This is a genomic window from Pseudomonas sp. AO-1 (assembly GCF_019775695.1).
Classification (GTDB): domain Bacteria; phylum Pseudomonadota; class Gammaproteobacteria; order Pseudomonadales; family Pseudomonadaceae; genus Aquipseudomonas; species Aquipseudomonas parakoreensis.
The window spans coordinates 2,036,389-2,062,755 of record NZ_CP079947.1 but is presented as its reverse complement, the minus strand read 5'-3'; the positions used below and the strand labels follow the sequence as shown (position 1 = coordinate 2,062,755).

The following is a 26,367-nucleotide window of genomic DNA, read 5'->3' as shown; positions in this document are numbered from 1 at the left end:
GGTCACCCGGCGATATCGCGAATGGCGATCTCGCTCATGATGCGTTCAAGCACCTGATCGATGGACAACTCCGTGGAATCCAGCTGAATCGCGTCGGCCGCCGGCTTGAGCGGGGCCACTGCACGCTGGGTATCACGCTCGTCGCGTGCACGGATCTCATCTAGCAGACTCGACAGACTAACATCCTCGCCTTTGCCCTTCAACTGCAAATATCGGCGACGCGCTCGCTCCTCGGCGCTGGCGGTGAGGAAGATCTTCAATGGGGCATCGGGAAAAACCACCGTACCCATGTCGCGACCATCAGCCACCAACCCCGGCGCCTCCTGGAAGGCGCGCTGGCGCTGCAGCAGCGCCTCACGCACCGCCGGCAGCGCAGCTACCTGGGACGCGCCTGCGCCAACACTTTCAGTACGGATGACATCGCTGACTTCATCACCTTCCAGAATGATGCGCTGCAGCTGACCTTCAGTCGCCGCGATGAACTGCACATCCAGATGAGCAGCCAGTTTTTTCAGCAACTCTTCATTGGTCAGGTCGACACCATGGTTGTGCGCAGCGAAGGCCAGCAGGCGATACAGCGCACCGGAATCCAGCAGGTTCCAGCCCAGACGCTTGGCCAGAATCCCGGCGACCGTGCCCTTGCCCGAACCGCTTGGCCCATCGATGGTGATGACCGGTGCAATGTTTTTCACGACTGAGCCTCTTGAGCCACACGAATGCCAACCTGCGCGCACAGCGCGAGGAAGTTCGGGAACGACGTCGCGACGTTGGCGCAATCATGGATACGGATCGGCGCAGTGGCGCGCAGCGAGGCCACGCTGAAGGCCATGGCGATACGGTGATCGCCGTGACCATGCACTTCGCCGCCACCGATCTGGCCGCCATCGATGATGATGCCGTCCGGGGTCGGCTGGCACTTGACGCCCAGCGCCAGCAAGCCGTCCGCCATGACCTGGATGCGGTCCGATTCCTTGACGCGCAGCTCTTCGGCGCCGGTCAGCACGGTACGACCTTCGGCACAGGCCGCCGCCACGAACAGTACCGGGAATTCGTCAATCGCCAGTGGCACCAGCGCTTCCGGAATCTCGATACCTTTGAGTTTAGCTGCCCGCACGCGCAGGTCGGCTACCGGTTCGCCACCGACCTCACGTTGGTTTTCCAGGGTGATATCGGCGCCCATCAGACGCAGGATGTCGATAACGCCGGTACGGGTCGGGTTGATGCCAACGTGCTCCAACACCAACTCGGAACCTTCGGCGATCGACGCCGCCACCAGAAAGAACGCCGACGACGAGATATCGCCCGGTACTTCAATGTGGGTCGCGGTCAGCTTGCCGCCGGACTCGACCGAAGCGGTCGCGCCATCAACGCTCACCGGGTAGCCGAAACCACGCAGCATGCGCTCGGTGTGATCACGGGTTGGAGCCGGTTCAGTGACGGTGGTCTTGCCTTCCGCGTACAGGCCCGCCAGCAGCAGGCAGGACTTCACCTGAGCACTGGCCATCGGCATGGTGTAGGTCAGACCCTTGAGCTTATGACCGCCACGAATGGTCATCGGCGGACGACCTTCGGCAGCAGTTTCAATCACAGCGCCCATTTCACGCAGCGGATTGGCCACGCGATTCATCGGACGCTTGGACAGCGACGCATCGCCCGTCAGGGTGCTGTCGAAGTTCTGCGCCGCCAGCAGGCCGGACAACAGACGCATCGAGGTGCCGGAGTTGCCCAGATAGATCGGGCCAGGTGCCGGCTTCAAGCCATGCAGGCCAACGCCGTGAATGGTCACGCGACCGTGGTGCGGGCCTTCGATGACCACGCCCATGTCGCGAAATGCCTGCAAGGTCGCCAGGGCATCTTCACCCTCGAGGAAACCTTCAACCTCGGTCACGCCTTCGGCCAGCGAGCCGAGCATGATCGAGCGGTGGGAAATCGATTTGTCACCTGGTACGCGAATCCGACCGGACAAGCGGCCACCAGGTTGAGCCAGAAAAATCAGATCGTTGGAATTCATAGCGTCCACATAGGCCCTGCGGGCCAGGATTTTACTGAAATGCTCGCGGGCAACCCGGGCGCGCGTGAAGACGCCCAACAATTGGTGCCCATCCCCTGCATCGACCGCGTCGCGCAAGGCGTCGAGGTCGCTGCGAAATGTATCGAGTGTGCGCAGGACAGCCTCGCGGTTGGCGAGGAAGATGTCGTGCCACATCACCGGGTCGCTTCCGGCGATTCTTGTGAAATCGCGAAAACCGCCCGCAGCGTAACGGAAGATCTCAAGGTTTTCATTGCGTTTGGCCAACGAGTCGACCAGACCGAAGGCCAGCAGGTGCGGCAGATGACTGGTCGCGGCCAACACTTCGTCGTGGCGCTCGACCTGCATATGCTCGACATCGGCACCCAGCTCACGCCACAAGCGATCGACCACCGCCAGCGCGGCCGGGTCGGTTTGCTCGAGCGGGGTCAGAATCACCTTGTGCCGACGGAACAGCTCAGCGTTGGAAGCTTCCACCCCGCTCTGCTCGGAACCGGCAATCGGATGCCCCGGCACAAAACGCGCCGGCATGCCGCCGAACGCCTCGGTCGCCGCGCGCACCACATTACCCTTGGCACTGCCGACATCGGTCAGAATCGCCCGGCCAAGATCGACACTCGCCAGACGGGCGAGCACCTTCTCCATGGCCAGAATCGGCACCGCCAGTTGAATCACGTCGGCGCCCTGACACGCAGCAATCAGGTCGTCTTCGCAACGATCCACCACACCCAACTCGACCGCCAGCTTGCGCGATTGCGGGTCGAGATCGACCCCGACCACTTCACGGCAGATGCCGCTTTCACGCAAGCCTTTGGCAAACGAACCACCGATCAACCCCAGACCGACCACCACAAGGCGACCGATCATAGGTGCAGCAGATTGCAGAGCAGTGACATCACCCACGAGCCAGAACCTTGCGCAGCGCTTCAAGGAAGCGGCTGTTTTCCGCCGGCAGACCGATGGTCACCCGCAGGTGGTTCGGCATGCCGTAATTGGCCACCGGACGCACGATCACGCCTTCACGCAGCAGCCCCTGGAAAATCGGTGCAGCGACCTGACCAAGATCGACGCAGATGAAGTTGCCCTTGGACTCGATCCAGCTCAGACCCAGCTCACGGAAACCCGCCTGCAGTTGCTGCATGCCGGATTCGTTGAGCTGACGGCTTTGCGCCAGATACTCGTCGTCCTTCAGCGCCGCACAGGCTGCGGCCAGAGCCAGGCTGTTGACGTTGAAAGGTTGGCGCACACGGTTGAGCACGTCCGCTACTACCGCAGTGGACAGGCCATAACCGACGCGCAGCGCTGCCAGGCCATAGGCCTTGGAGAACGTGCGCGATACCAGCAGATTCGGGTACGCCGCGAGGAAATCCAGACCGTCCGGCAGGTCGCTGCCTTCGGCGTACTCGATGTACGCCTCGTCCAGCACCACCAGCACGTGTTCCGGCACGTCCTGCAGGAACTCGTCCAGCGCTTCGGCGCCGAACCAGGTGCCGGTCGGATTGTTCGGGTTGGCGATGAACACCACACGAGTGTTGGCATCGATGGCCGCGAGCATTGCAGGCAAGTCGTGCCCCCAGTCCTTGGCGGGCACCACTTTGGCCTGCGCGCCGACCGCCTGGGTGGCGATCGGGTAAACGGCAAACGCATGCTCACTGAACACGGCGTTCAGACCCGGCGCCAGATAGGCGCGCGCCACCAGCTCGAGAATGTCGTTGGAGCCGTTGCCCAGGGTTACCTGGTTCAGCTCGACGCGGCACTGCTCGGCCAACAGCGATTTCAGCGCGAAGCCGTTGCCGTCCGGATAACGGGTCAGCTCGGCCAGCTCATCACGGATTGCCGCCAGCGCTTTCGGGCTGGCGCCCAGCGGGTTTTCATTGCTTGCCAGTTTGACGATTTTCGCCGGATCCAGATCCAGCTCGCGCGCCAGCTCGTCCACAGGCTTGCCCGGAACGTACGGCGAAAGTTGTTGCACGCCCGGCTGTGCCAGAGCGAGGAAGTTGCCACTCATTTGCTACCGCCCCTTAAAGAACTGCTTTCGGGTAGGAACCCAGCACTTTGAGTGCTACTGCTTCCTGACTGATCTTTTCCAACACACCTTTGATCAACGGATCACGGTGGTGGCCGACGAAGTCGATGAAGAACACGTAGGTCCATTTGCCACTGCGCGACGGACGGGTTTCGATCCGGGTCAGGTCGATCCCGTTATCATGGAACGGCACCAGCAGCTCATGCAGCGCGCCAGGCTTGTTGCTCATCGAGACGATGATCGAGGTTTTGTCGTCGCCGGTCGGCGGCACTTCCTGATTACCGATCATCAGGAAGCGCGTCGAGTTGTCCGGACGATCTTCGATCTTCTCGGCCAGACGCGTCAGGCCATACAAGCCAGCAGCCATGTCGCCGGCAATCGCCGCCGAGTTCCACTCACCCTTGACCCGCTTGGCCGCTTCGGCGTTGCTCGCCACCGCCACGCGCTCGACATTCGGGTAATGTGCGTCCAGCCACTTGCGGCACTGGGCCAGCGACTGCGCGTGGGAGTAGATGCGACTGATGCTGTCGGTCTTGGTGTTTTCACCGACCAACAGGTGATGGTGAATGCGCAGCTCGACTTCGCCGCAGATCACCATGTCGTGTTCGAGGAAGCTGTCGAGGGTGTGGTTGACCGCGCCTTCGGTGGAGTTCTCCACCGGCACCACGCCGAAGTTCACCGCACCCGCCGCCACTTCACGGAACACTTCGTCGATCGCAGCCATCGGCTTGCTGATCACCGCGTGACCGAAGTGCTTCATCGCCGCTGCTTGAGTGAAGGTACCTTCAGGGCCGAGGTAAGCCACTTTCAATGGCTGCTCGAGCGCGAGACACGAGGACATGATTTCGCGGAACAACCGCGCCATCTCTTCGTTGCCCAGCGGCCCCTGATTGCGCTCCATCACGCGCTTGAGCACCTGAGCTTCACGCTCGGGACGATAGAACACCGGCACCTCGCCTTCGGCCAGCGAGGCCATCTTGACTCGCGCAACTTCCTGGGCGCAGCGCGCACGCTCACTGATCAGTTCCAGGACCTTTTCGTCCAGAGCGTCAATACGCAGGCGCAGGGCCTTGAGTTCTTGCTCGGACATCAGCCGTGTTCCTTCTCGAATTCAGCCATGTACGCCACCAGCGCGTTGACGGCGTTGATGTCGACGGCGTTGTAGATGGAGGCGCGCATGCCGCCCACGGAGCGGTGGCCCTTGAGGTTGAGCAGACCGCGCGCATCGGCACCGGCCAGGAACGGTTTGTCCAGGCGATCGTCAGCCAGACGGAACGGCACGTTCATCCACGAGCGGTCCGACTTGTTGATCGGGTTGCTGTAGAGGCCACTGGCGTCGATGAAGTCGTACAGCGTGCGCTGCTTGACGTCATTCAGTTTGGCGATCGCTTCAACGCCGCCCTGCTCTTTCAGCCACTGGAACACCAGACCGGAGAGGTACCAGGCCAGGGTCGGCGGAGTGTTGTACATCGAACCGTTATCGGCCGCGACCTTGTAGTCGAGCATGGTCGGGCACAGCGAACGTGCCTTGCCCAGCAGGTCTTCGCGGATGATGTTGACGACGATACCGCTCGGGCCGATGTTCTTCTGTGCGCCGGCGTAGATCATGCCGAAACGCGAGATGTCGACCGGACGCGAGAGGATGTCCGAAGACATGTCAGCCACCAGCGGTACATCACCGGTTTCCGGGATCCACTGGAATTCCAGACCGCCGATGGTTTCGTTCGGCGCGTAGTGAACGTAAGCGGCGTCTTTCGACAGCTTCCATTCGTTCTGACCCGGGATGGCGAAATAGTCGTAAGGCTTGGCGGTGGCGGCAACGTTGACGTGGCCGTAGCGCGAGGCTTCTTCGATGGCTTTCTGCGACCAGATACCGGTGTCGATATAGTCGGCGCTGCCGCCTTCAGGCAACAGGTTCAGCGGAATCTGCGCAAACTGCTGGCTGGCGCCGCCTTGCAGAAACAGCACTTTATAGTTCGACGGGATATTCAGCAGGTCACGCAGATCCTGCTCGGCCTGGGTGGCAATGGACACGAACTCATCGCTGCGATGGCTCATTTCCATGACCGACAGACCCTTGCCATGCCAATCAAGGAGTTCACCCTGGGCACGTTGCAGGACAGCTTCAGGAAGCGCCGCAGGACCGGCACAGAAGTTATAGGCTCGCTTGCTCACATCCAATCTCGCTCTGATTTGGTGGTATCACATATCAGTCGGCGCCGATCCTGTGGGAGCGAGCTTGCTCGCGAAGGCGGACTGACATTCAACAACGATGTCGCCTGTTGCTCCGCTTTCGCGAGCAAGCTCGCTCCCACAGGGTTCGTCATGGGCGCCGATATTTCATACCGGACAAATAACAAGGGGGCGAATTTTCATCCGCCCCCTCGCTTGTCCGCTTATTCCTGCGGCTCTTCGTCAGCTGCGGCGTCGAGTTGCTGGTCCTCGGCAACGTCGTCGATCACGACATCTCCCTCGAACTCGGCACCCTCTTCACCTTCAAGCTCGTCGCCTTCGACTTCCGATGGCTCCTGAACCCGCTCCAGACCGACCAGGGTTTCATCCTTGGCCAGTTTGATCAGAGTCACGCCCTGGGTGTTACGACCCAGGCTCGACACTTCGTCGACACGGGTACGTACCAGCGTGCCCTGATCGGAAATCAGCATGATTTCTTCGCCGTCGAGCACCTGAACCGCACCGACCAGACGGCCATTACGCTCGTTGCTGACCATGGCGATCACGCCCTGACCGCCACGCTTGTACTCTGGGAACTCGGTGATCGCGGTGCGCTTGCCATAACCACGCTCGGAAGCGGTGAGGATCTGGCTGCCTTCTTCCGGGATCAGCATCGAAATCAGCTTCTGCCCTTCCGGCAGACGCATGCCGCGTACACCACGGGCAGTACGGCCCATGGCACGGACGTCGGACTCTTTGAAGCGCGTCACTTTGCCGCCATCGGAGAACAGCATCACTTCGCGCTCGCCATCGGTGATGGCCGCGGAGATCAACACGTCGCCTTCGTCCAGTTCCAGCGCGATCAGACCGACGCTGCGCTGACGGCTGAAGGATTCCAGCGGAGTCTTCTTCACGGTGCCGTTGGCGGTCGCCATGAAGATGTAATGACCTTCGGTGTATTCCTCGACCGGCAACATGGTGGTGATGTATTCACCGTCATCCAGCGGCAGCAGGTTGACCAACGGACGCCCACGGGCGGCGCGGGACGCTTCCGGAATTTCGTAAGTCTTCAGCCAGTACACCTTGCCTTTGCTGGAGAACAGCAGCAGCGTGGTGTGACTGTTGGCCACCAGCAGGTGAGCGATGTAATCCTCATCCTTGACGCCGGTGGCCGACTTGCCTTTGCCGCCACGACGCTGAGCCTGGTACGCAGCCAATGGCTGGGTCTTGGCGTAGCCACCGTGGGAAATGGTCACGACGCGCTCTTCTTCCGGGATCATGTCGCCCAGGGTCAGATCGAGACGCGCATCGAGAATCTCGGTGCGACGTACGTCGCCGTATTCGGCGCGGATCACTTCCAGTTCTTCGCGGATCACTTCCATCAGGCGCACGGCGCTGTTGAGGATGCGGATCAGCTCGCCGATCTGGTTGAGAATCTCTTGATACTCGGCCAGCAGCTTCTCGTGCTCCAGACCGGTCAGACGGTGCAGACGCAGCTCCAGAATGGCTTGTGCCTGCTCTGGCGACAGGAAGTACTTGCCTTCGCGCAAACCGTATTGCGGATCGAGGTTTTCCGGACGGCACGAATCGGCGCCAGCACGTTCCACCATCGCCACCACCGCCGAGGATTCCCAAGGGGTGCTGACCAGCGCTTCCTTGGCTTCCGACGGAGTCGGCGACGCCTTGATCAGAGCAATCACCGGGTCGATGTTCGACAGGGCAACGGCCTGACCTTCGAGGATGTGACCACGCTCGCGGGCCTTGCGCAGCTCGAATACGGTACGACGGGTGACCACTTCGCGACGGTGACGGACGAAGGCTTCCAGCAGATCCTTGAGGTTGAGGATGCGTGGACGGCCGTCGATCAGCGCGACGATGTTGATGCCGAATACCGATTGCAGCTGGGTCTGGGCGTAGAGGTTGTTGAGGATTACCTCAGGCACTTCGCCGCGACGCAGCTCGATCACGACGCGCATACCGTCCTTGTCGGACTCGTCGCGCAGCTCGGTGATGCCTTCGAGCTTCTTCTCTTTGACCAGCTCGGCGATCTTCTCGATCAGACGCGCCTTGTTCAGCTGATACGGCAGTTCAGTGATGACGATCTGCTGACGACCACCGACCTTGTCGATGTCTTCGATGATCGAACGCGCACGCATGTAAATGCGGCCACGACCGGTGCGGTAGGCTTCGATAATGCCGGCACGACCGTTGATGATCGCGGCCGTCGGGAAGTCCGGACCGGGGATGTATTGCATCAGCTCATCAACGGTCAGCTCGGGATTGTCGATGAGGGCCAGGCAACCGTCGATGACTTCACCGAGGTTGTGCGGCGGAATGTTGGTCGCCATGCCCACGGCAATACCGCTGGAACCGTTCACCAGCAGGTTCGGCACGCGGGTCGGCATGACCGCCGGGATCAGCTCGGTACCGTCGTAGTTCGGCACCCAGTCCACGGTTTCCTTGTGCAGGTCGGCCAGCAGTTCGTGCGCCAGCTTGGTCATGCGCACTTCGGTGTATCGCATGGCCGCGGCGTTGTCGCCGTCCACCGAACCGAAGTTGCCCTGACCGTCAACCAGCAGGTAGCGCAGGGAGAAAGGCTGAGCCATGCGGACGATGGTGTCGTACACCGCGGTATCACCATGCGGGTGATACTTACCGATCACGTCACCGACAACACGGGCAGATTTCTTGTACGGCTTGTTGAAGTCGTTGCCCAGCTCGCTCATCGCGAACAGTACGCGACGGTGCACGGGCTTGAGGCCATCGCGCGCATCCGGCAGTGCACGGCCGACGATTACGCTCATTGCGTAGTCGAGGTAGGACTGTTTCAGCTCGTCTTCGATATTGACCGGGAGGATTTCTTTGGCCAGTTCGCCCATGAGAAGCCTGATTCCTTTTTCTGGTGAAACTTCGTCATATCCATATGGGATGTACGAAGCTCGTCGGGGCAGGCTGAGTGCCGTGCGCCGACTTACGACAAATCAACGGATACAACCACGGATTTGCGCAGTAAAGACAGCTCCGTGAAGCCGCCTCGGAAAACGCCGGATGTTATCACAAGAGCCGCCACGCACCTATCCCCCAGATGCGCATGGAGCATAGTTAGTTGACCGATGACAGGCGTAAAGGGGACGAGAGAGGCTCAGAGCTTCTTTGAATGCAGTTTTGAGGTCAGGTTTTGCGATGTTTATTGACTTTTAGGGCCCCATCGCTGGCAAGCCAGCACCCACAGGGTCAGCGGCGAGCACAGAACCTGTGGGAGCTGGCTTGCCAGCGATGGCGTCCTTGCAGACGCCGCGACCCATCAATGCAGGCGTTTGCGGCACATCAACTGAGCCATTTTCGCCGTATCCGGACGCTCCACGATGCCCTTTTCAGTGACGATCGCATCGATCAGATCGGCCGGCGTCACATCGAACACCGGGTTGAACGCTTCAACGTCTGCGCCCACCCGCTTGCCACCGACCTCCAGCAACTCGGCGCCATCACGTTCCTCGATCGGAATGTCGTCGCCGCTGGCCAGATGCATGTCGATGGTCGAACTCGGTGCCACCACCATGAAGCGCACGCCGTGGTGCATGGCGTTGACCGCCAGTTGGTAGGTGCCGATCTTGTTCGCCACATCGCCATTGGCAGTGATGCGGTCAGCACCGACGATCACCCAGGTCACGCCTTTGGTTTTCATGATGTGCGCAGCTGCCGAATCGGCATTGAGCGTCACCGGGATGCCTTCATTCGCCAGCTCCCAGGCGGTCAGGCGCGAACCCTGCAGCCACGGGCGGGTTTCATCGGCGTAGACGCGCTCTACCATGCCTTCAAGATAGGCCGCGCGAATCACCCCCAGTGCGGTACCGAAACCACCGGTGGCCAAGGCGCCGGTATTACAGTGAGTGAGAATCGCCTGGGCGTTGCCCTGATGCTTGCGGATCAGGTCGACACCGAGCTGAGCCATGGTCAGGTTGGCTTCGCGGTCGCTTTCATGAATAGCGATGGCTTCAGCTTCCAGTGCCGCCAGCGGATCGGCGTTTTCTTTCAGCCGGTCCAGGCGATCGTGCATGCGATTCAGCGCCCAGAACAGATTGACCGCTGTCGGCCGGGAATCGGCCAGCAAGGCGAAATCCTCTTCCAGCGCCGCGTACCAGTCACCCCCCTCAGCGATCCGTGCGCGGGCCGCCAGCACAATGCCATAGGCCGCGCTGATGCCGATGGCCGGTGCGCCACGCACCACCATCGAACGAATCGCCTCAGCCACACCGGCCGCGCTGGTGTAGGCAATCCAGGTTTCCTCGAACGGCAAAATACGCTGATCCAGCAGGTGGAGCGCGCCATCTCGCCAATCGATGGCCTTTACTTTCTCCGCAGCCAACAGTCGATCGCGCATCCCTCACCCCGCACTCATGAACAAAAGCCGCCGATTATAGCGATCCCCCCGCGAAGACGCTCGGGTATACTTCGCCATCCTTTACAAAAGCACTGGAACCGACCCTCGATGCCGAAACCTGCCATTGCGCTCGACTTATTATTGCTGCCGACCTGGCTGGTACCCGTCGAACCCGCAGGCGTTGTGCTCAAGGAGCATGGCCTGGGCATTCGCGACGGTCGCATCGTGTTTATCGGCCCGCGCGCCGAAGCATTGAAGTGTAACGCCACTGAAGTCCGCGAATTGCCGGACGTGTTGCTCAGCCCAGGCCTGATCAACGCCCACGGGCATGCGGCGATGACCCTGTTCCGTGGCCTGGCCGACGACCTGCCGCTGATGACCTGGCTGGAAAACCATATCTGGCCGGCCGAAGCCAAATGGGTCGATGAAGAGTTCGTCCGTGATGGCACTGACTTGGCGATTGCCGAGCAGATCAAGGGTGGCATCAGCTGTTTCTCGGACATGTACTTCTTCCCGAAAGTCGCCAGTGAGCGTGTGCACAACAGCGGCATTCGCGCACAGATCGCGATTCCGATCCTCGATTTCCCGATCCCCGGCGCCAGCAGCGCCGATGAGGCCATTCGTCAGGGCGTCGAGCTGTTCGGCGATCTGAAGCATCACGAACGGATCAAGATCACTTTCGGCCCTCATGCACCCTACACCGTGGGCGACGAGAACCTGGAAAAAATCCGCGTGATCGCCGAAGAGCTGGACGCGTCGATCCACATGCATGTCCACGAAACTGCCTTCGAAGTCCAGCAATCGCTGGAGCATCGCGGCGAGCGGCCACTGGCCCGCCTCGCTCGCCTCGGCCTGCTCGGCCCGCGCTTCCAGGCGGTGCACATGACCCAGATCAGCGATGAGGATCTGGCATTGCTGGTAGAAAGCAACACCAGCGTGATCCACTGCCCGGAATCGAACCTGAAGCTGGCCAGCGGTTTCTGCCCGGTGGAGCGTCTGTGGCAGGCTGGCGTGAACGTTGCCGTCGGCACCGATGGCGCAGCGAGCAACAACGACCTCGACCTGCTCGGCGAAACCCGCACCGCCGCGCTGCTGGCCAAAGCCGTCGCCGGCTCGGCCACCGCGCTGGACGCCCATCGCGCGCTGCGCATGGCCACGCTCAACGGCGCACGGGCCTTGGGCATTGAGGCACAGGTCGGTTCGCTGGAGATCGGCAAGGCTGCAGACATCGTCGCCTTCGACCTGTCCGGCCTGGCCCAGCAACCGGTCTATGACCCGGTGTCACAGCTTATCTATGCCACCGGCCGCGACTGCGTGAAACACCTGTGGGTCGCCGGCAAACAGTTACTCGACGACCGGCGCCTGACCCGCCTGGACGAACAACAGCTGGGCGCCACCGCCCGGGCCTGGGGCCAGCGCATCAGCGGCCACTCAGAATCGTAAACACCGCGGAGCAGACTTCGCGGCTACAGCCTTTTTCAAGTTTTTCGAGGAATAGATCATGAGCAACGTCGACCACGCCGAAATCGCCAAATTCGAAGCCCTGGCCCATCGTTGGTGGGACCGTGAAAGCGAGTTCAAACCACTGCACGACATCAATCCGCTGCGCGTCAACTGGATTGACGAGCGGGTCAATCTGGCCGGCAAGAAAGTTCTCGACGTCGGCTGCGGCGGCGGCATTCTCAGCGAAGCCATGGCCCAGCGCGGCGCCACCGTAACGGGCATCGACATGGGCGAAGCGCCGCTGGCGGTCGCGCAACTGCATCAATTGGAATCCGGGGTCAACGTCGAGTACCGGCAGATCACCGCCGAAGCCCTGGCTGAAGAAATGCCAGAGCAGTTCGACGTCGTAACCTGCCTGGAAATGCTGGAGCACGTACCGGACCCGTCGTCGGTGATCCGCGCCTGCTACCGTATGGTCAAGCCCGGCGGCCAAGTGTTCTTCTCGACCATCAACCGCAACCCGAAGGCGTACCTGTTCGCCATCGTCGGTGCCGAATACATCATGAAGCTGCTGCCGCGCGGCACCCACGACTTCAAGAAATTCATTCGCCCGTCCGAGCTGGGCGCCTGGAGCCGCATCGCCGGCCTGACCGTCAAGGACATCATCGGCCTGACCTACAACCCGCTGACCAAGCACTACAAGCTGGCCAACGACGTTGACGTCAACTACATGATCCAGACCCTGCGCGAGGAGTAAGTCGATGGCCATCAGAGCAGTCCTTTTCGATATGGACGGCACCCTGCTCGACACCGCGCCGGATTTCATCGCCATCTGTCAGGCGATGCGCGCGGATCGCGGCTTGCCGCCGATGAACGACAAGCACATCCGCGACGAAATTTCCGGCGGCGCCAAAGCCATGGTCGCGGTGACGTTCTCGATGGATCCGGAATCGCCGGGCTTCGAAGAACTGCGGCAGGAATTCCTCGAACGCTATCTGGCCGGTTGCGCGGTGCACAGCAAGCTGTTCGACGGCATGGACGAGCTGCTGGCCGACATCGAGCGGGCCAACCTGATCTGGGGCGTGGTCACCAACAAACCGGTGCGGTTTGCCGAACCGATCATGCAGCAACTGGGGCTGGCCGAGCGCTCGGCGCTGTTGATCTGCCCGGACCACGTGAAAAACAGCAAGCCGGATCCGGAGCCGCTGATCCTCGCGTGCAAGATGCTTGATCTGGATCCGTCCACCGTGCTGTTTGTGGGCGATGATCTGCGCGACATCGAATCCGGGCGCGATGCGGGCACTAAAACCGCCGCCGTGACCTATGGCTATATCCATCCGGACGACAACCCGCGGCACTGGGGCGCGGATGTGGTGGTGGATCATCCACTGGAACTGCGCAAGGTCATCGACAACGCGCTGTGCAGCTGCTGAAAACGGCCTTTGTGGCGAGGGGATTTATCCCCGATGGGTTGCGAAGCAGCCCCCGCATTCTTTCAGGTCGATTCGATACGCAGGTTTCACGACTGCTTCGCAGCCGGTCGGGGATAAATCCCCTCACCACAAGGAAGCAGGTCTTCATGAATGGATTGTGAGGTTTTTATGTTTGATTACACCGCCCGTCCCGAATTGCTCAAGGACCGGGTCATTCTGGTCACCGGTGCCGGACGCGGCATCGGCGCGGCGGCTGCCAAAACCTACGCCGCCCATGGCGCTACCGTGCTGTTGCTGGGCAAGACCGAAGCCAATCTGACGCAGGTCTACGACGAAATCGAAGCAGCCGGCCACCCACAACCGGCGGTGATCCCGTTTAACTTGGAAACCGCCCTGCCCCATCAATACGATGAGCTGGCGGCGATGATCGAAACCGAGTTCGGCCATCTCGATGGCCTGCTGCACAACGCCTCGATCATTGGGCCGCGTACGCCGATCGAGCAACTGTCCGGCGAAAACTTCATGCGCGTCATGCAGGTCAACGTCAACGCCATGTTCATGCTGACCAGCACCTTGCTGCCGCTGCTCAAGCTGTCGCAGGATGCCTCGGTGGTGTTCACCTCCAGCAGCGTCGGACGCAAGGGCCGGGCCTACTGGGGCGCCTACGGTGTGTCGAAGTTTGCCACCGAAGGCTTGATGCAGACGCTGGCCGACGAAGTCGATGGCGTAGCACCCGTGCGCTCCAACAGCATCAACCCGGGCGGCACGCGTACCAGCATGCGCGCACAGGCCTATCCGGGGGAAAACCCGCTGAACAATCCGACCCCGGAAGAGATCATGCCGGTGTACCTGTACCTGATGGGCCCGGACAGTACAGGCATCAATGGCCAGGCATTCAACGCGCAATAACTGCCATACGTCGCTTTTGTTGCCGTGGCGGATTACCGTCGCGGCACACCTTTGCCGCTTTTCGATGTCATATTCCAGTCAAATATCTGCCACTCCCGCCCAAAGCAAAATGCCATCCTATTGATTAATAACGGTTTTAATTATCCTGAACCGAATGGCACGACTTTCGCTCTAATTTCTCTCAAAGCACGCCGTGTGAAGGCACTGGGGCAAGGCCGATTTCGATAGCTGACTAATCGACATCCGGCAGACTAAACTTACGCCAAATGTCCTACGGGACTGATGGATCAGTATGACGCGCAGCCCATAGCCGCTCTCACCCAGCCTGTAAGACAGACTTACTGCTTAGGGGCTCACGCCATATGAAATCACCTTCCCAGACCAATGCAATTGACTTTGACAGTGCCAAATTGCAACGCCTGGGCTTTGGTCAGCTGCCTCCGCTTCTGGAACGCCCGGCCAGCCTCGCGCAACTGCGCCAGCAAATGAGCCTGCAACTGCAAACCAGTCTTGAGCCGCAACGAATCCTCGGTCTGTTTTTTCGCGAAGTTCAGCGCCTGGTGCCACTGGACGCCTTGAGTTATGTGCATTCAGGCAGCGACCTGCGCCTGGAATTCGGCGCCCGCGGTCACCATTCCGTCAGCTATAGCCTCAGCCACGAAGGCGAGCACTTGGGCGAACTGGTGTTTCGCCGCAACCAGCGCTTCAGCGAGCAGGATCAGGGCAACCTCGAATCGCTGCTGTCGTCGCTGTTATTCCCGATGCGCAACGCCCTGCTCTACCGCGCTGCCACGCAAAGTGCGTTGCGCGACCCGCTGACCGGAACCGGCAACCGGATCGCCATGGAGCAGACCCTGCAGCGCGAGATCGACATGTCGCGCCGGCACCTGCAACCACTATCGGTTCTGATGCTCGACATCGACCACTTCAAACGGGTCAACGACAGCCACGGTCACAGCGCCGGTGATGACGTGCTCAAAGCGGTGGCAGCCTCGATCAAGAGCCAGTTGCGCAACGTCGACATGGTGTTTCGCTATGGCGGGGAAGAGTTTCTGATCCTGCTGTCGAACACTGGCCGGGAAGCGGCGCAGATGATTGGCGAACGATTGCGCCATGCCGCGCAGGCTGAGGAATACTTCGCCGACGGCCAATTGATCGACCTGACCGTGAGCCTTGGCTGTTCGACTCTGCTGCCGGGGGAATCGGCCGACAGTCTGCTGCGCCGGGCGGACAGTGCGCTGTATGTAGCCAAGCGCGAAGGGCGTAATCGGTTGGCGATGGCAGGCTGAATTTTTCTGACCACCCCAATACAACTGTGGGAGCGAGCCTGCTCGCGAAAGCGGCGAATCAGTCAAAACCGTGCTGACTGAAGCGCCGTCTTCGCGAGCAGGCTCGCTCCCACATTTTTGCTACACCTCAGACCTTGAATCAGCTCTCTGCCAACGCCAGACGTTCACGACCGTGGATCGCGCGCTCCGTGGTCTCCAGCTGCATGCAGCGCTCAAGGAACAAGTACATGTAGTCGTAGCTCTTGCACACGGCCTGGCGCAGCTCGGTCTGCAATGCCTGGCTCGGGTTCATCCCCGCCAGCGTGCAGATGATTTCCAGCGCTTCCCATGGATGGGCGTCGTCATATTGGGCATGCATCTTCAGCCATTTCATCGCGCGCTTGCGCTCCTCTTCCGGAAACGCCGCAGCGTACACGCCAGTGGAACACACGAGCGCCGACCACTCCCCGGTCGCGCCCTCGATGGCGTAGTTGGTGGCGGCGATGGCGACGATCAGCGAATCCGCCGAACTCGTATGCCAGCACCAATGACTCAGCGCATGCAGTTCCGGCGGCACTTGCTGAGCCTGAAGATCCTCAAGGCTGACGCCGTGCGCGCGGCTCCAGTTCAGCCAGTAATCGGCATGATTGAGTTCAACACGGATGTTACGCATCAGCCAGCGGCGCGCCATGTCCTCCCCAGGATGGCGGGCAAACTTGGTCTTGGTCAGGTTCTGCGCCATATACAACGCAAACTGTTCAACGACCGGCCAGCCCCCGATCAGGTACTGGCGCATGGTCCTGGCGCTGAGCTTGTTATCGCGCATGCGCTGGTACAGTTCATGTTCGACAACCCGGCGCTTGCTCTCGCTGCAATCCGTAATGAGCTGTTGCGCCCAGGCGGGATAACTTGCAGCTTCCATGAGTGGTCCGGTTCGGTTGAATGTGTCGATCACTGTTCGGCTCCTTTTGATTTGTGATTGTAAGGATCGGCAAGAGATTTCAACGGAACGTGCCAGGCGCCTTGAATAACAACGGCTGCGGTCTGGCGGGCCGACTTTGCAAACTGTCGCAGGTAAACAACTGCGGGCGTTCGATGACGTAACCCTGAGCGTAATCCACCCCGATTTCAAGCAATGCCTGCTCGATCTGGGTTGTTTCTACAAACTCGGCAATTGTCTGCTTACCCATGACATGCCCGATGTGATTGATCACTTCGACCATTGCGCGGTTAATCGGGTCGTCCAGCATATCCTTTACGAAACTTCCGTCGATCTTCAGGAAGTCTACAGGCAAATGTTTCAGATAAGCGAATGAAGACATTCCGGCACAAAAATCATCAAGCGAGAAGTAACAACCTAAGCCTTTGAGTTCATTAATAAATCGAATTGCACTCCCAAGATTGGCAATTGCACTGGTTTCGGTAATTTCAAAACAAATCATTTCAGGAGGTATGGCGTAATTAACAAACTGTTCACGCAGAAAGTGCAAGAACGCGTCATCTCCGATAGTAATGCCTGAAAGATTAATCGCACACATTGCCAAAGGCCCTTGATGTTGTTCGGCAATACATTGGGCAATGACTTTAAAAACATTTTCTACAACCCAGCGGTCCAGTTGACTCATCAGGCCATAACGTTCGGCCGCCGGAATGAAACTGTCCGGCAGGATCATCCGCCCGGCCTCGTCATGCAGACGCAAGAGTATTTCGATGTGCCCGCCGCCATCAGCTGCGGGGCCCAGTGGCGCGATTTCCTGGGCGTAAAGGCAAAAGCGGTCTTCTTCCAGAGCCATGTGCAGGCGTTGCACCCAGGCCATTTCGCCGAAGCGCAGAGACAGTTCGGAGTCATCTGCGTGGTAAACCTGCACCCGGTTACGGCCCTTTTCCTTGGCCATGTAGCAAGCCATGTCAGCTGCACGCAATGAGGCTTCGAGGGTGGTCGGGGTCTGGGCGATGTGCACCAGACCGATACTCACCGTGGTCAGAAACGGTCGCCCCTTCCACACGAAGTGCAGGTTCTGCACAGTCTGACGCAAGCTCTCGGCAATTTTCTCGGCAGCGTCCGGGGCGCAGTTCTCCAGCAGGATGCCGAACTCGTCGCCGCCCAGCCGTGCCAGGGTGTCGCTCTCGCGCAAGCCCGATTGCAACAGCGCGCAGATGTGCCGCAGCAACTCATCGCCAGCGGCATGGCCGCAGGTGTCGTTGACCAGTTTGAACTGGTCCAGATCAAGGAACATCAGCGCATGCCGACCGGGCTGGCGCGTCAGATTGTGCAGGGCCTGCTCCAGGCGATATTCGAATTCGCGGCGGTTGGCCAGACCGGTCAGGGCATCGTGGGTGGCCTGCCACGACAGGTTGGCGATGTATTGCCGTTCCTGAGTCATGTCATGCAGCACCAACACTGTGCCACTGACTTTCTCGGCATTGCGGATCGGTGCGCCCACCAGCGTCACGGAAACCGTGCTGCCGTCCAGGCGCTGAATCAGTTTGGAATGTTCACTGCCGCCGACCAGTTGCCCGCTGAGGATATGCTCGATCAGCGTCAGCCCTTCTGCCTGCGCGTTGTCGTCCAGCAGATTGAACAGCGCGGCCAGAGGCAGCCCCGCCGCATGCTCGGACTTCCAGTGCGTCATGGCTTCTGCCGCAGGATTCATGTAATCGATCGCACCATTGACATCAGTGGTGATGACTCCGTCGCCAATCGATTGCAGGGTGATGTGCGCCCGGTCCTTCTCCAGCTGCAGCGCCTGGGCAAAGGCATGGCGCTGTTTGAGCAGTTTGTGGGTGCGCAACAGTGCCAGCACGATCAACCCCAGCGCCGTGGCCAGGTTGGTGAACAGCAGCAGGCGCAGGATCATCCGCGAGCCTTCGCCCAAGGCATCGCTGAAAGCCTTGGCCGCCGGCGTTACACCGTCATTGATGGCAAAGATTTGCGCTTTCCAGTGCTGGATATCAGCCGGCGTCGCGACATTCTCGCTGATGCCCTGATGCATCTCGCGCGCGACATTGTCCAGTTGCACCAGATAGGCATCGCCGATGGTCCAGCGGTCGATCGCTGTTTCCAGATAACTGAAATGACGGAAATTGAGGTACAGCCAGATCAGGCTCGAAACGTCATCGGGATGGTTGCCACCCTTGAGAATCCCCTCCCGCGCCGCCTGCAGATCCGGTGGTTGACGATCCAGCGCCAGACGCAACTGGTGACCGCCCTGGGGCACCGCAATCGCGTCCTTGTACTTGAGGAAGATCGCCTCGTCACGGCTGTCGGCATACAGGTTCAGGTAATAGATGGCGTCCTTCTGGCCCTTGGACCAGAGACTTTCACCGGCGACATAGCCACGCACGGCCGACAGGACGTAGAGACTCACGCCCCCCAATAACGCCTGAAATAACACGACGGCAATAAATGGCCAGACGATGCCCAACAACCGTGGCGTTCCGAGTGTCCTTTTTTGCTTCATGAGGTCCTTTGCGCACGTACTGCCATCATCAAGGGGAAACCGCTAAAGCCAGACTAGGGGGCGTTCCCCCTTCCGGCAAGCCAGGAAGCTTGCAACCGACGATACATAAGTACCGCACCCGAGGTGCGCGATGCTTCGACACTGACGGCTTTCAATCATCCAGAGCCGTTTTCCATGCAGTCACTTACAACCGCGCTGCAACGCCATACTGCCCAACAGGACGAATACCGCGCAATGATCACTGCCCTGCGCGCGGTCCTCGACGCTTCGACTTCACTGGAGTCCTACTACCTTGCGCCCCAAGCCCATTCACGCCTGGGCGCAGCGCAAGAGCAGGCGCAAAACATGCTGCAAACGCTGTTCGAAAACAGCGGCGAACCGCTATTGACCGCGTATCTGCAGACCTCCAGAGGAGCCCTGCTGCAAGTCGACGCCACGGCGGATCAATGCAACTTCTCCTTCAACCGTCGCGATGGCAGCGTCGCCCGTTATGTCATCGAGAGCGTCAGCCAGGCCTCCAGCAGCCTTCAAGCGTTTCAGCGAGCGTTGCTGAGTATAGGCGCACACCTGCGTTCCGACAGGCTGCAGCCGCTGTCACAACTGCTGCGTGAGTCCGGGTTCACATTTGCGGACACACCGGACGCCACGGCGCTGACCCGGCTGATCGGCAAAGTCGAAGAACAGCGCGCCAGCCACCGGCTGAATCTGCGACATCACCCGACGCTCGCGGTGTTGATGAGCGACGAGGACAAAGCCGCGATTCACGACGTGATGGGCGACTGGCTCATCGGTAAACCCCTGTCGGCCATTGACAGTCTGGCCAGCGAAGTCTCGCCTCCTTTTACCGTCCAGCAACTGGAGCAGCAGCCCGCCACCTGCCTGGAGCGCCTGCTCGACACCCCCCAAGCCCATGGCCTGGGCCAGCGCTTGCTGCAAAGGCTGCAATGGTACGGCGCCCGACCCGATGAACTGACCGTCCCCGATATCGGCCTGCGTTTACTGCTCGAAGCCTTGTGCCTGTGGTACGACCTGCCCGGCAACCGCAGCTCAACCGAGGTGGCCGGTTTTGCGCTCGAACAACGCGCTCACTACGGAGCCGGCTACGCCACCATTCGCCGGGACTTTTTACAGCATCTGGAGGATTCTCACCGAACCTCGACGACGATCGAGAAACACCTGCTGGGATGGGTCTGTCTGGCGCAATTCGGACCGGAATTTCAAGTGCGCGACATCCCTGACGACCTGCCTTACGCCAGCTCGGTGGTCTGGGTCAATTTCGTGCATGGCGTGCACCTCGCTCATGCCCTTGATCCACGGTCGCTGGAGTATCTGAGCTTCCAGCAACTGGTCGATCTGCCGCTGCACAAAAGTCACAACGCCAGCAGCGACCTGCAAATCCTGATCGCCATGACCCGCTTGGCTGCCGCACGTACCTGGACCGCAGCCACCGGAGCGCTGGCTGTCGCGAGCGAAGCCTCCAACGGTCACGCGCCGCTGAACGCTCTGGAAGACCACGAGAAACAACTGAACGCGGCGATCCTGCAACTGGACGTCGAGCCGCCACGCAGACTCGCCCTGGCGCAACAGGAACTGGACAAGGCGCTGACCAACGGTCTGTACGATCACACGACGATTCGCCTCAAGCGCTACCATCACTCGGCACGCAACCGTGCCCGACGCAGCATTATCGATACCGAGGAAGTGGCATTGCACACCTGGCCGCTGCTGGAGGTCTATGCCTCTGGCGGGCTGAACAACGACACGCGCTGGTACGTCAGCAGAGATGGCCGCAACGCCAGCGAATGGATCAGCCTGAATCCGGAAGGCAACCTGCACAGTGGTTTTGTCGACGCCGGACATCAACCAGGCAAACGTCTATCCCGGTTTCCGAGCAAGTGCACCCTGCCCGATATCAGGACAGTGTTCGATCGGCAGTTCGACGATTATCTGAGCAAGACCCGCAAAGCCTATGAATATTTGATCAAGTCGCTGTTGGTCACTCTGCCATGGGCTGACCGCCGGGCACTGGAACACGGCGAAGTGAGGATTCACAGTCTCAGGGATAAGACGCGGCACATCGAGGCTCACCTGGAAACACCGGAAAACATCCTGCCGCTTCGGGCACGCATGGGTTTCTTCCTGCAAGTGACGTATCAGGGCTCACCACGCTTCTACGAATGCCTGCCGCGCGCCGGCATCATTCGCCAACGTACAGATCTGGATAGCACCCAAATGGGCGGTGTGTTATTGCCACCACTGCCGCCGAAACGTGGACGCACCAGGGCGCAGAGCATCACTCGCATCGTCGCCCGCCGCCTGCCATTCGATCGAGAAGCACACTGGAACGGCTCGCCCCCCGCCACCGACGCCATGTGCATCGCCATCCTCGAACCACTGGGCGAGCCCCTTCCGGTTTCGATGATCCCGGCGGCCCATCAGGACAGCTCGCCGAACCTGAGCTTCACCTCGCCGCGCACTGCGCAAATCGCCTCTGTCATCGCGACGCAGCTGTTCTATGTCGACGAGCAGACGCTGCGCAGCGACGCCTGGGGAAAAACCCGCTACGAACAAGACACCAGCAAAACGCACTGGATTCATGCCCTCAAGGGCTTCATTCCGTTCTGGGGCAGTCTCGAAGACCTGCAATCGGACAGCCCGGAGAAACGCGCACTGGGCGTACTCGGCCTGTTCCTCGATATCGTCTCGTTCGCGATTCCCCTGGGCAAGTTTGTTGCCGGCAGTATCCGCCTCGCTGCAGTGGCAGGAAAAATGGCGATTCGCGTCGCACTGCCACGCATGGCGCAATTGTCGAAGAACCTGCTGGTTTCGAGCTTGAGAAACTTCAATCCGCTGGACGCTGCGCCTGCCTTGCTCAAGCTTGGCGGCCGAGGCGCAATCGGCGCAGTGCGGGCCGTGGCGCATCTGGAACACCGCGCCGTCATGCGCCTGAAAAAACTGGCCGGCAGAAGCGCTGACTACGACTTGATGCACAGCCTGCCTCAGGCACTGGATGCCGGGCGCTGGAAAGCACTGAACCCTGCCGATCATCTGGCCGTGGTCAAAGGCATTGACGATGTGCCGGTGCGCAACGTCGCTGTCAGCGATTCCCGGTATCACCTGCTTGATCCGCTGTCCGACCGTCCTTACGGGCCTCAGTTGCTCGCACACGAACACGACTTTTCGCTGGGGCGTTCGCACTACAGCGTCGTGAAAAAAACCGACAATCAGCTCGATATCGAGCTGGCGCGCGATACGCGCATCGAACTCATGCCCGAGGCTGGCGGACGCACCACAGTACTGATCGATGATGTGCCCTATCGACTCGACGGCGATGAACTGCGCCGGGTCGATCTGCTTGATGACAGACAGCACTGGACGCTGCTGCCATGCCGGGTACGTCGCGCACCGGGCGCGGGCGACTGCCGCGTCAGCTACGTCACTGCAGAACCGGCTCCGACACCCGGCCTTGGCACGATCGACAAGGAAAAAGGTTACGCGCCGTGGTTTGGCGAGCGGATTTCGGAGCCCGCCGCCCTGCCCCGGCAAGAAGGAACGTTCCTGGCGGTCGATGCCAAGCTTTATCAAATCATCGATAACCGCCCGCGGCTGTTCACCGGTGACCTGCGTCGTCTGGGCTTCAATCAGGGCAGGCTGGTGCCAAGACAGCAGATTCAAGCCACGCTGCAGTTTCGCAAAGGTATTTATGCCCGGATAAAAACCGGCGGTACCTACGACGGGATCAATGATTCACATCAGGTCGGCGCAGTGCTGCTGCCGGCCATCGACGACTCGGCCAGCCATGTATTTTTCCGGGTCAACAACCATGAGTACTACCTCGCCACTTTCGCCAAAGGCGAAGTCCCGGGCAGGCAGCTGACATTCAAACGCCTGGCTCCCGCCGAACTGGCCGACGGCAGTCTCGGTGCGGAATTGCTGACCGTCTACACCGGCTCGCTGCACGCCAACAACATCGTGCGCATCCATGGCCTCGAATCGGTGCAGCGCGCGATGAAGACCATGGAGCAGATAGCGATTCCCATCGGCACCACAGCCAGTCCGGCCAACAATCTGAAATGGCTGAAAGTCGACACCAGTCCGGGCGAGGCGCTGATGTTTGATCACTCGACGCGGATGATCGTCACCCGTCTGCCCGAAGGCGCCGTCACGTGGGCGCGCAGCAAGGAAGCGCCGGAAGCCTTTCGGCAGAAAACCGCAGAGATTTTCGACACGTTGCTCCTGTCACCGACGATCAACCCGGCCAACAACAACGCAGCACTGCGTATCGACAGTGCCATGCAGAAACTGCACAACCTGTTGCCCGTGCGTGAACGGCCGCTCAACGCACGTAACATCGCCTATGCCGAAGTCACCACGGCCAGCGGCAAACGGGAAGTCTACGTCAGCGTCTCCGGCGCTCAGGGCAGCACCCAGCGCCTGCCGCTGTTTCGCCACATGGGCGCCAATCATGTGCGGATCGGCAACACCACTTACATCAACATCGACTACAACCCGGCCTTCCCGCGCACCTCGCTGGAGGTCACCGAGCAAGGGCAATTGCTGGCCGTGCCGCTGACCATCAAGGATCTGAAAACCTATCAGCCGACGCAGACCAGCCGGCCGACCTCGCTGGACAGCGAAAGCAAACTGATCAGCGTGCTGCGCGAGAAATACCCCGATCCGAAGGAGATTCGCGCGGTCGACATCGCGACGACCATGCGCCCATGCGAATCCTGTTCGGTGGTGATGAAGCAATTTGGCCATGACAGCGAGGAGGCGGCGCTGCAAGTGCTGTGGGGCTGATTACAGACGCTGCAAGTGGCCGTAGAGCTTGGCGTATAGGCCGCCGTCGGCGATCAGTTGCTGGTGGTCGCCATCCTCGGCCACTTGCCCGCCATCGAACACCAGCACGCGATCGGCCTGCTTCACCGCCGACAGGCGATGGGCAATGATCAGCGTGGTGCGGCCGCTGAGAAAGCGCGCCATGGCCTGATGCAGGTTGTATTCGGTAGCGGCATCGAGGGCCGAGGTGGCCTCGTCGAGGATCACCACTTTCGGCTCGGCGAGGATCATCCGCGCAATTGCCAGACGCTGGCGCTGACCGCCGGACAGGCGCACGCCGGAACGTCCGACGATGCTGTCGAGACCGTCCGGCAACGCCCGGATGGTCGCTTCCAACTGAGCGATTTCCAGCGCCTGCCAGCAAGCTTCGTCGCTGCGGGTGCGGCCCATGGTCAGGTTGGCGCGGACGGTGTCGTTGAACAGCGCCGGATGCTGCAGCACCACCGCGACGTTTTCACGAATCAGCTCCAGGCCGATTTCCTGCTGGGTCGAACCGCCGAAACGAATGGTACCGGACAACGGCGTGTATAACCCGAGCAGCAACTGCACCAGCGTGCTCTTGCCGCCGCCACTGGCACCGACAATCGCGACTTTTTCACCGGGGGCAATGGACAGGTTCATCTGATCCACCACCAACTCGTCGCCATAGCCGAAGCTCAGCCCCTGCACCTCGATGCCCACGGTTTCACGGCCCTTGAACGGATCGACGCCACCCGGGTACTGCGGTTCATCAGCCCGCGCCAGCAGTTCGTTGATCCGCGCCAACGCGCCGCCCGCCGCGTAGTAGGCGTATTGCAGATTGAGCAGTTGCTCGACCGGGCCGATCATGAACCACAGGTAACTGAACACCGCGAGCATCTGCCCGATCGACAGGTCGGAGAACAGCACCGTGAGCATCGCCGCCGCGCGGAAGATGTCGATGCCGAACTGGAACAGCAGACCACTGGCGCGGTTCGACGCGTCGGTCTTCCACTGCGAGTTGACCGCATAGTTACGCACTTCCTGCGCGCGCAAGCCGAGTCGGCCGAGGAAGAAGCCCTGACGGTTGCCGGCGCGCACTTCCTGGATCGCATCGAGGGTTTCGCTCAAGGCTTGAGTGAAACGCGAGGTGCTGTCGTTCTCCAGTTTCTTCAGGTGCTTGACCCGCTTGCCCAACTGCACCGTGGCGTAGATCACCAACGGGTTGAACAGCAGGATCAGCAGTGCCAGTTTCCAGTGCATCCACATCAGAATGCTCGCGGTGCCGACCAGGGTCAGCATCGCCACCAGAAACCGGCTGAGGGTTTCACCGACGAATTTGTCGAGGGTGTCCAGATCGGTGACCAGATGCGTGGTCACGGTGCCGCTGCCGAGGCTTTCGTATTCGCCGAGGGAAATCCTTTTCAGGCGCTCGATCAGGCGCACGCGAATACGGTAGACGATGTCTTTCGCCAGCCGGGCAAACAGCCGCGCCTGCAACACGCCAAAACACAGGGCGCTGCAACGCAAAGTCAGCGTGACCAGCAGCATCAGACCTATGTAGCCCGCCGCCTGCTGCCACATCGACGGCAACACATGGTTCATGACTTTCAGCGCGGCATCGCCATGGCCGAGCAGGACTTCGTCCACCAGCAACGGCAACAGCAACGGAATCGGCACGCTGCACAGCGTCGCCAGCACGGCCACGCCGTTAGCGATCCACAGGGACTTTTTGTGATGCAGTGCCAGGCGCCGGACTTCTGCCCAGCTCAGCCGGTCGACACGCTTTACGGCTGGCGTGTCATCGGCCCGGTCAGGCACAGGCTGCGCGCTCCAGCCAGCGGCCGAGCAACGGCGACAGCTCACTGAGCGGTTGATAGCCGTTGGTCAGCAAGGCCAGTTGGCCATTGCGTTCGGCGAGCAGGGTCGGGAATCCGGCAATGCCCAAATCCTGCACCCAAGTGAAATCCGCCTGAGTCGCTTTGTGTTGGTCGGCATGATCGAACAAGGCAGCAAATTCGATGCGCGGCACGCCAGCCTTTTCAGCCAGCTCCACCAGCACACTGGCCTGGGTAACATCGCGACCTTCAGCGTAAAACGCCTGCTGGATCAGGCCGACCAGTTTCCACGCACAATCCGGTGCCAGGCTGCGCGCGGTAACGATTGCGCGACAGGCCGGTTCGGTGTCGTAGACAAAACCGTCAGGCAACGCGCCGTCGAACTTGAACGGCTGACCGGTGGCCTCGGTGACCGCTTGCCAGTGCTCAAGGATGTAGCGCCGCGTGGTCGGTTCCAGCGCCGCACCGCTGCCAGTGCGCAAGCCGCCGACCACCAGATGCAGCTCCACTCCCGCTGCCTGCGCCTGCTCGACCAAGGCCTTGGCGACCGGAGCGAACCCCCAGCACCAGGAACACATCGGATCCATCACATAGAGCAGGCGCGCAGTCA

The 26,367-nt window shown here is 60.6% G+C and carries 17 protein-coding genes; 6 read left to right on the top strand and 11 right to left on the bottom strand.

What is annotated here, in order from left to right; genetic code table 11:
- Window positions 1-2: 2 nt before the first annotated feature.
- The 7 genes from cmk to mtnA all read right to left on the bottom strand — a co-directional run bounded on the left by cmk (window position 3) and on the right by mtnA (window position 10,608).
- A complete protein-coding gene (gene cmk, locus KVQ82_RS09640) occupies window positions 3-692 on the bottom strand; it encodes a (d)CMP kinase (protein ID WP_007963625.1) in 690 nt (229 codons plus the stop codon).
- Window positions 689-2,896: a bifunctional prephenate dehydrogenase/3-phosphoshikimate 1-carboxyvinyltransferase gene (locus tag KVQ82_RS09635; protein ID WP_260688071.1), complete on the bottom strand. Its 2,208-nt coding sequence runs from the start codon at window positions 2,894-2,896 to the stop codon at window positions 689-691. Before KVQ82_RS09635 ends, cmk begins: the two co-directional genes overlap by 4 nt.
- A 28-nt stretch (window positions 2,897-2,924) precedes the next feature.
- A complete protein-coding gene (hisC, locus tag KVQ82_RS09630; RefSeq protein ID WP_041069377.1) occupies window positions 2,925-4,037 on the bottom strand; it encodes a histidinol-phosphate transaminase in 1,113 nt (370 codons plus the stop codon).
- Window positions 4,038-4,050: 13 nt separating this feature from the next.
- Window positions 4,051-5,145 (bottom strand): prephenate dehydratase, encoded by a 1,095-nt coding sequence (pheA, locus tag KVQ82_RS09625; protein ID WP_041069374.1) that lies wholly within the window; start codon window positions 5,143-5,145, stop codon window positions 4,051-4,053.
- Window positions 5,145-6,230, bottom strand: coding sequence for a 3-phosphoserine/phosphohydroxythreonine transaminase (gene serC, locus KVQ82_RS09620; protein ID WP_222018724.1), 1,086 nt, complete (start codon window positions 6,228-6,230; stop codon window positions 5,145-5,147). The genes pheA and serC overlap by 1 nt, the downstream gene beginning before the upstream one ends.
- A gap of 221 nt (window positions 6,231-6,451) precedes the next feature.
- A complete protein-coding gene (gene gyrA, locus KVQ82_RS09615; RefSeq protein ID WP_041069368.1) occupies window positions 6,452-9,106 on the bottom strand; it encodes a DNA gyrase subunit A in 2,655 nt (884 codons plus the stop codon).
- A gap of 425 nt (window positions 9,107-9,531) precedes the next feature.
- Window positions 9,532-10,608 carry an S-methyl-5-thioribose-1-phosphate isomerase gene (gene mtnA / locus KVQ82_RS09610; RefSeq protein WP_086794158.1) on the bottom strand — a complete coding sequence of 359 codons (1,077 nt, stop codon included), beginning with the start codon at window positions 10,606-10,608 and terminating at the stop codon, window positions 9,532-9,534.
- 108 nt (window positions 10,609-10,716) lie between these two features.
- Here mtnA and KVQ82_RS09605 point away from each other — a divergent pair, with 108 nt between their 5' ends.
- The 5 genes from KVQ82_RS09605 (at window position 10,717) to KVQ82_RS09585 (ending at window position 15,682) form a co-directional block, all read left to right on the top strand.
- Window positions 10,717-12,051: a TRZ/ATZ family hydrolase gene (locus KVQ82_RS09605; protein WP_222018723.1), complete on the top strand. Its 1,335-nt coding sequence runs from the start codon at window positions 10,717-10,719 to the stop codon at window positions 12,049-12,051.
- 58 nt (window positions 12,052-12,109) lie between these two features.
- A complete protein-coding gene (ubiG, locus tag KVQ82_RS09600) occupies window positions 12,110-12,808 on the top strand; it encodes a bifunctional 2-polyprenyl-6-hydroxyphenol methylase/3-demethylubiquinol 3-O-methyltransferase UbiG (RefSeq protein ID WP_041069358.1) in 699 nt (232 codons plus the stop codon).
- Window positions 12,809-12,812: 4 nt separating this feature from the next.
- Window positions 12,813-13,484: an N-acetylmuramic acid 6-phosphate phosphatase MupP gene (mupP, locus tag KVQ82_RS09595; protein WP_222018722.1), complete on the top strand. Its 672-nt coding sequence runs from the start codon at window positions 12,813-12,815 to the stop codon at window positions 13,482-13,484.
- A 168-nt stretch (window positions 13,485-13,652) separates the two neighbouring features.
- Window positions 13,653-14,393, top strand: a complete 741-nt coding sequence (locus KVQ82_RS09590; RefSeq protein WP_003226924.1) for a YciK family oxidoreductase — start codon at window positions 13,653-13,655, stop codon at window positions 14,391-14,393.
- Window positions 14,394-14,755: 362 nt separating this feature from the next.
- Window positions 14,756-15,682, top strand: coding sequence for a GGDEF domain-containing protein (locus tag KVQ82_RS09585; RefSeq protein ID WP_222018721.1), 927 nt, complete (start codon window positions 14,756-14,758; stop codon window positions 15,680-15,682).
- 139 nt (window positions 15,683-15,821) lie between these two features.
- On the opposite strand, the gene KVQ82_RS09580 is transcribed toward KVQ82_RS09585, so the two are convergent.
- On the bottom strand, window positions 15,822-16,616 hold the full coding sequence (locus tag KVQ82_RS09580; RefSeq protein WP_222018720.1) for a TenA family transcriptional regulator: 795 nt from the start codon (window positions 16,614-16,616) through the stop codon (window positions 15,822-15,824).
- 46 nt (window positions 16,617-16,662) lie between these two features.
- A complete protein-coding gene (locus tag KVQ82_RS09575) occupies window positions 16,663-19,122 on the bottom strand; it encodes an EAL domain-containing protein (RefSeq protein WP_222018719.1) in 2,460 nt (819 codons plus the stop codon).
- Window positions 19,123-19,296: 174 nt separating this feature from the next.
- Between KVQ82_RS09575 and KVQ82_RS09570 the strand changes: the two genes are divergently transcribed.
- A complete protein-coding gene (locus tag KVQ82_RS09570; RefSeq protein ID WP_222018718.1) occupies window positions 19,297-23,922 on the top strand; it encodes a deaminase domain-containing protein in 4,626 nt (1,541 codons plus the stop codon).
- Here the strand turns inward: KVQ82_RS09570 and KVQ82_RS09565 are convergent, their stop codons facing one another.
- A complete protein-coding gene (locus tag KVQ82_RS09565; RefSeq protein WP_047295570.1) occupies window positions 23,923-25,740 on the bottom strand; it encodes an ABC transporter ATP-binding protein in 1,818 nt (605 codons plus the stop codon). It abuts the gene before it with no gap.
- Window positions 25,733-26,335 carry a DsbA family protein gene (locus tag KVQ82_RS09560; RefSeq protein WP_186448459.1) on the bottom strand — a complete coding sequence of 201 codons (603 nt, stop codon included), beginning with the start codon at window positions 26,333-26,335 and terminating at the stop codon, window positions 25,733-25,735. Before KVQ82_RS09560 ends, KVQ82_RS09565 begins: the two co-directional genes overlap by 8 nt.
- Window positions 26,336-26,367 lie beyond the last annotated feature (32 nt).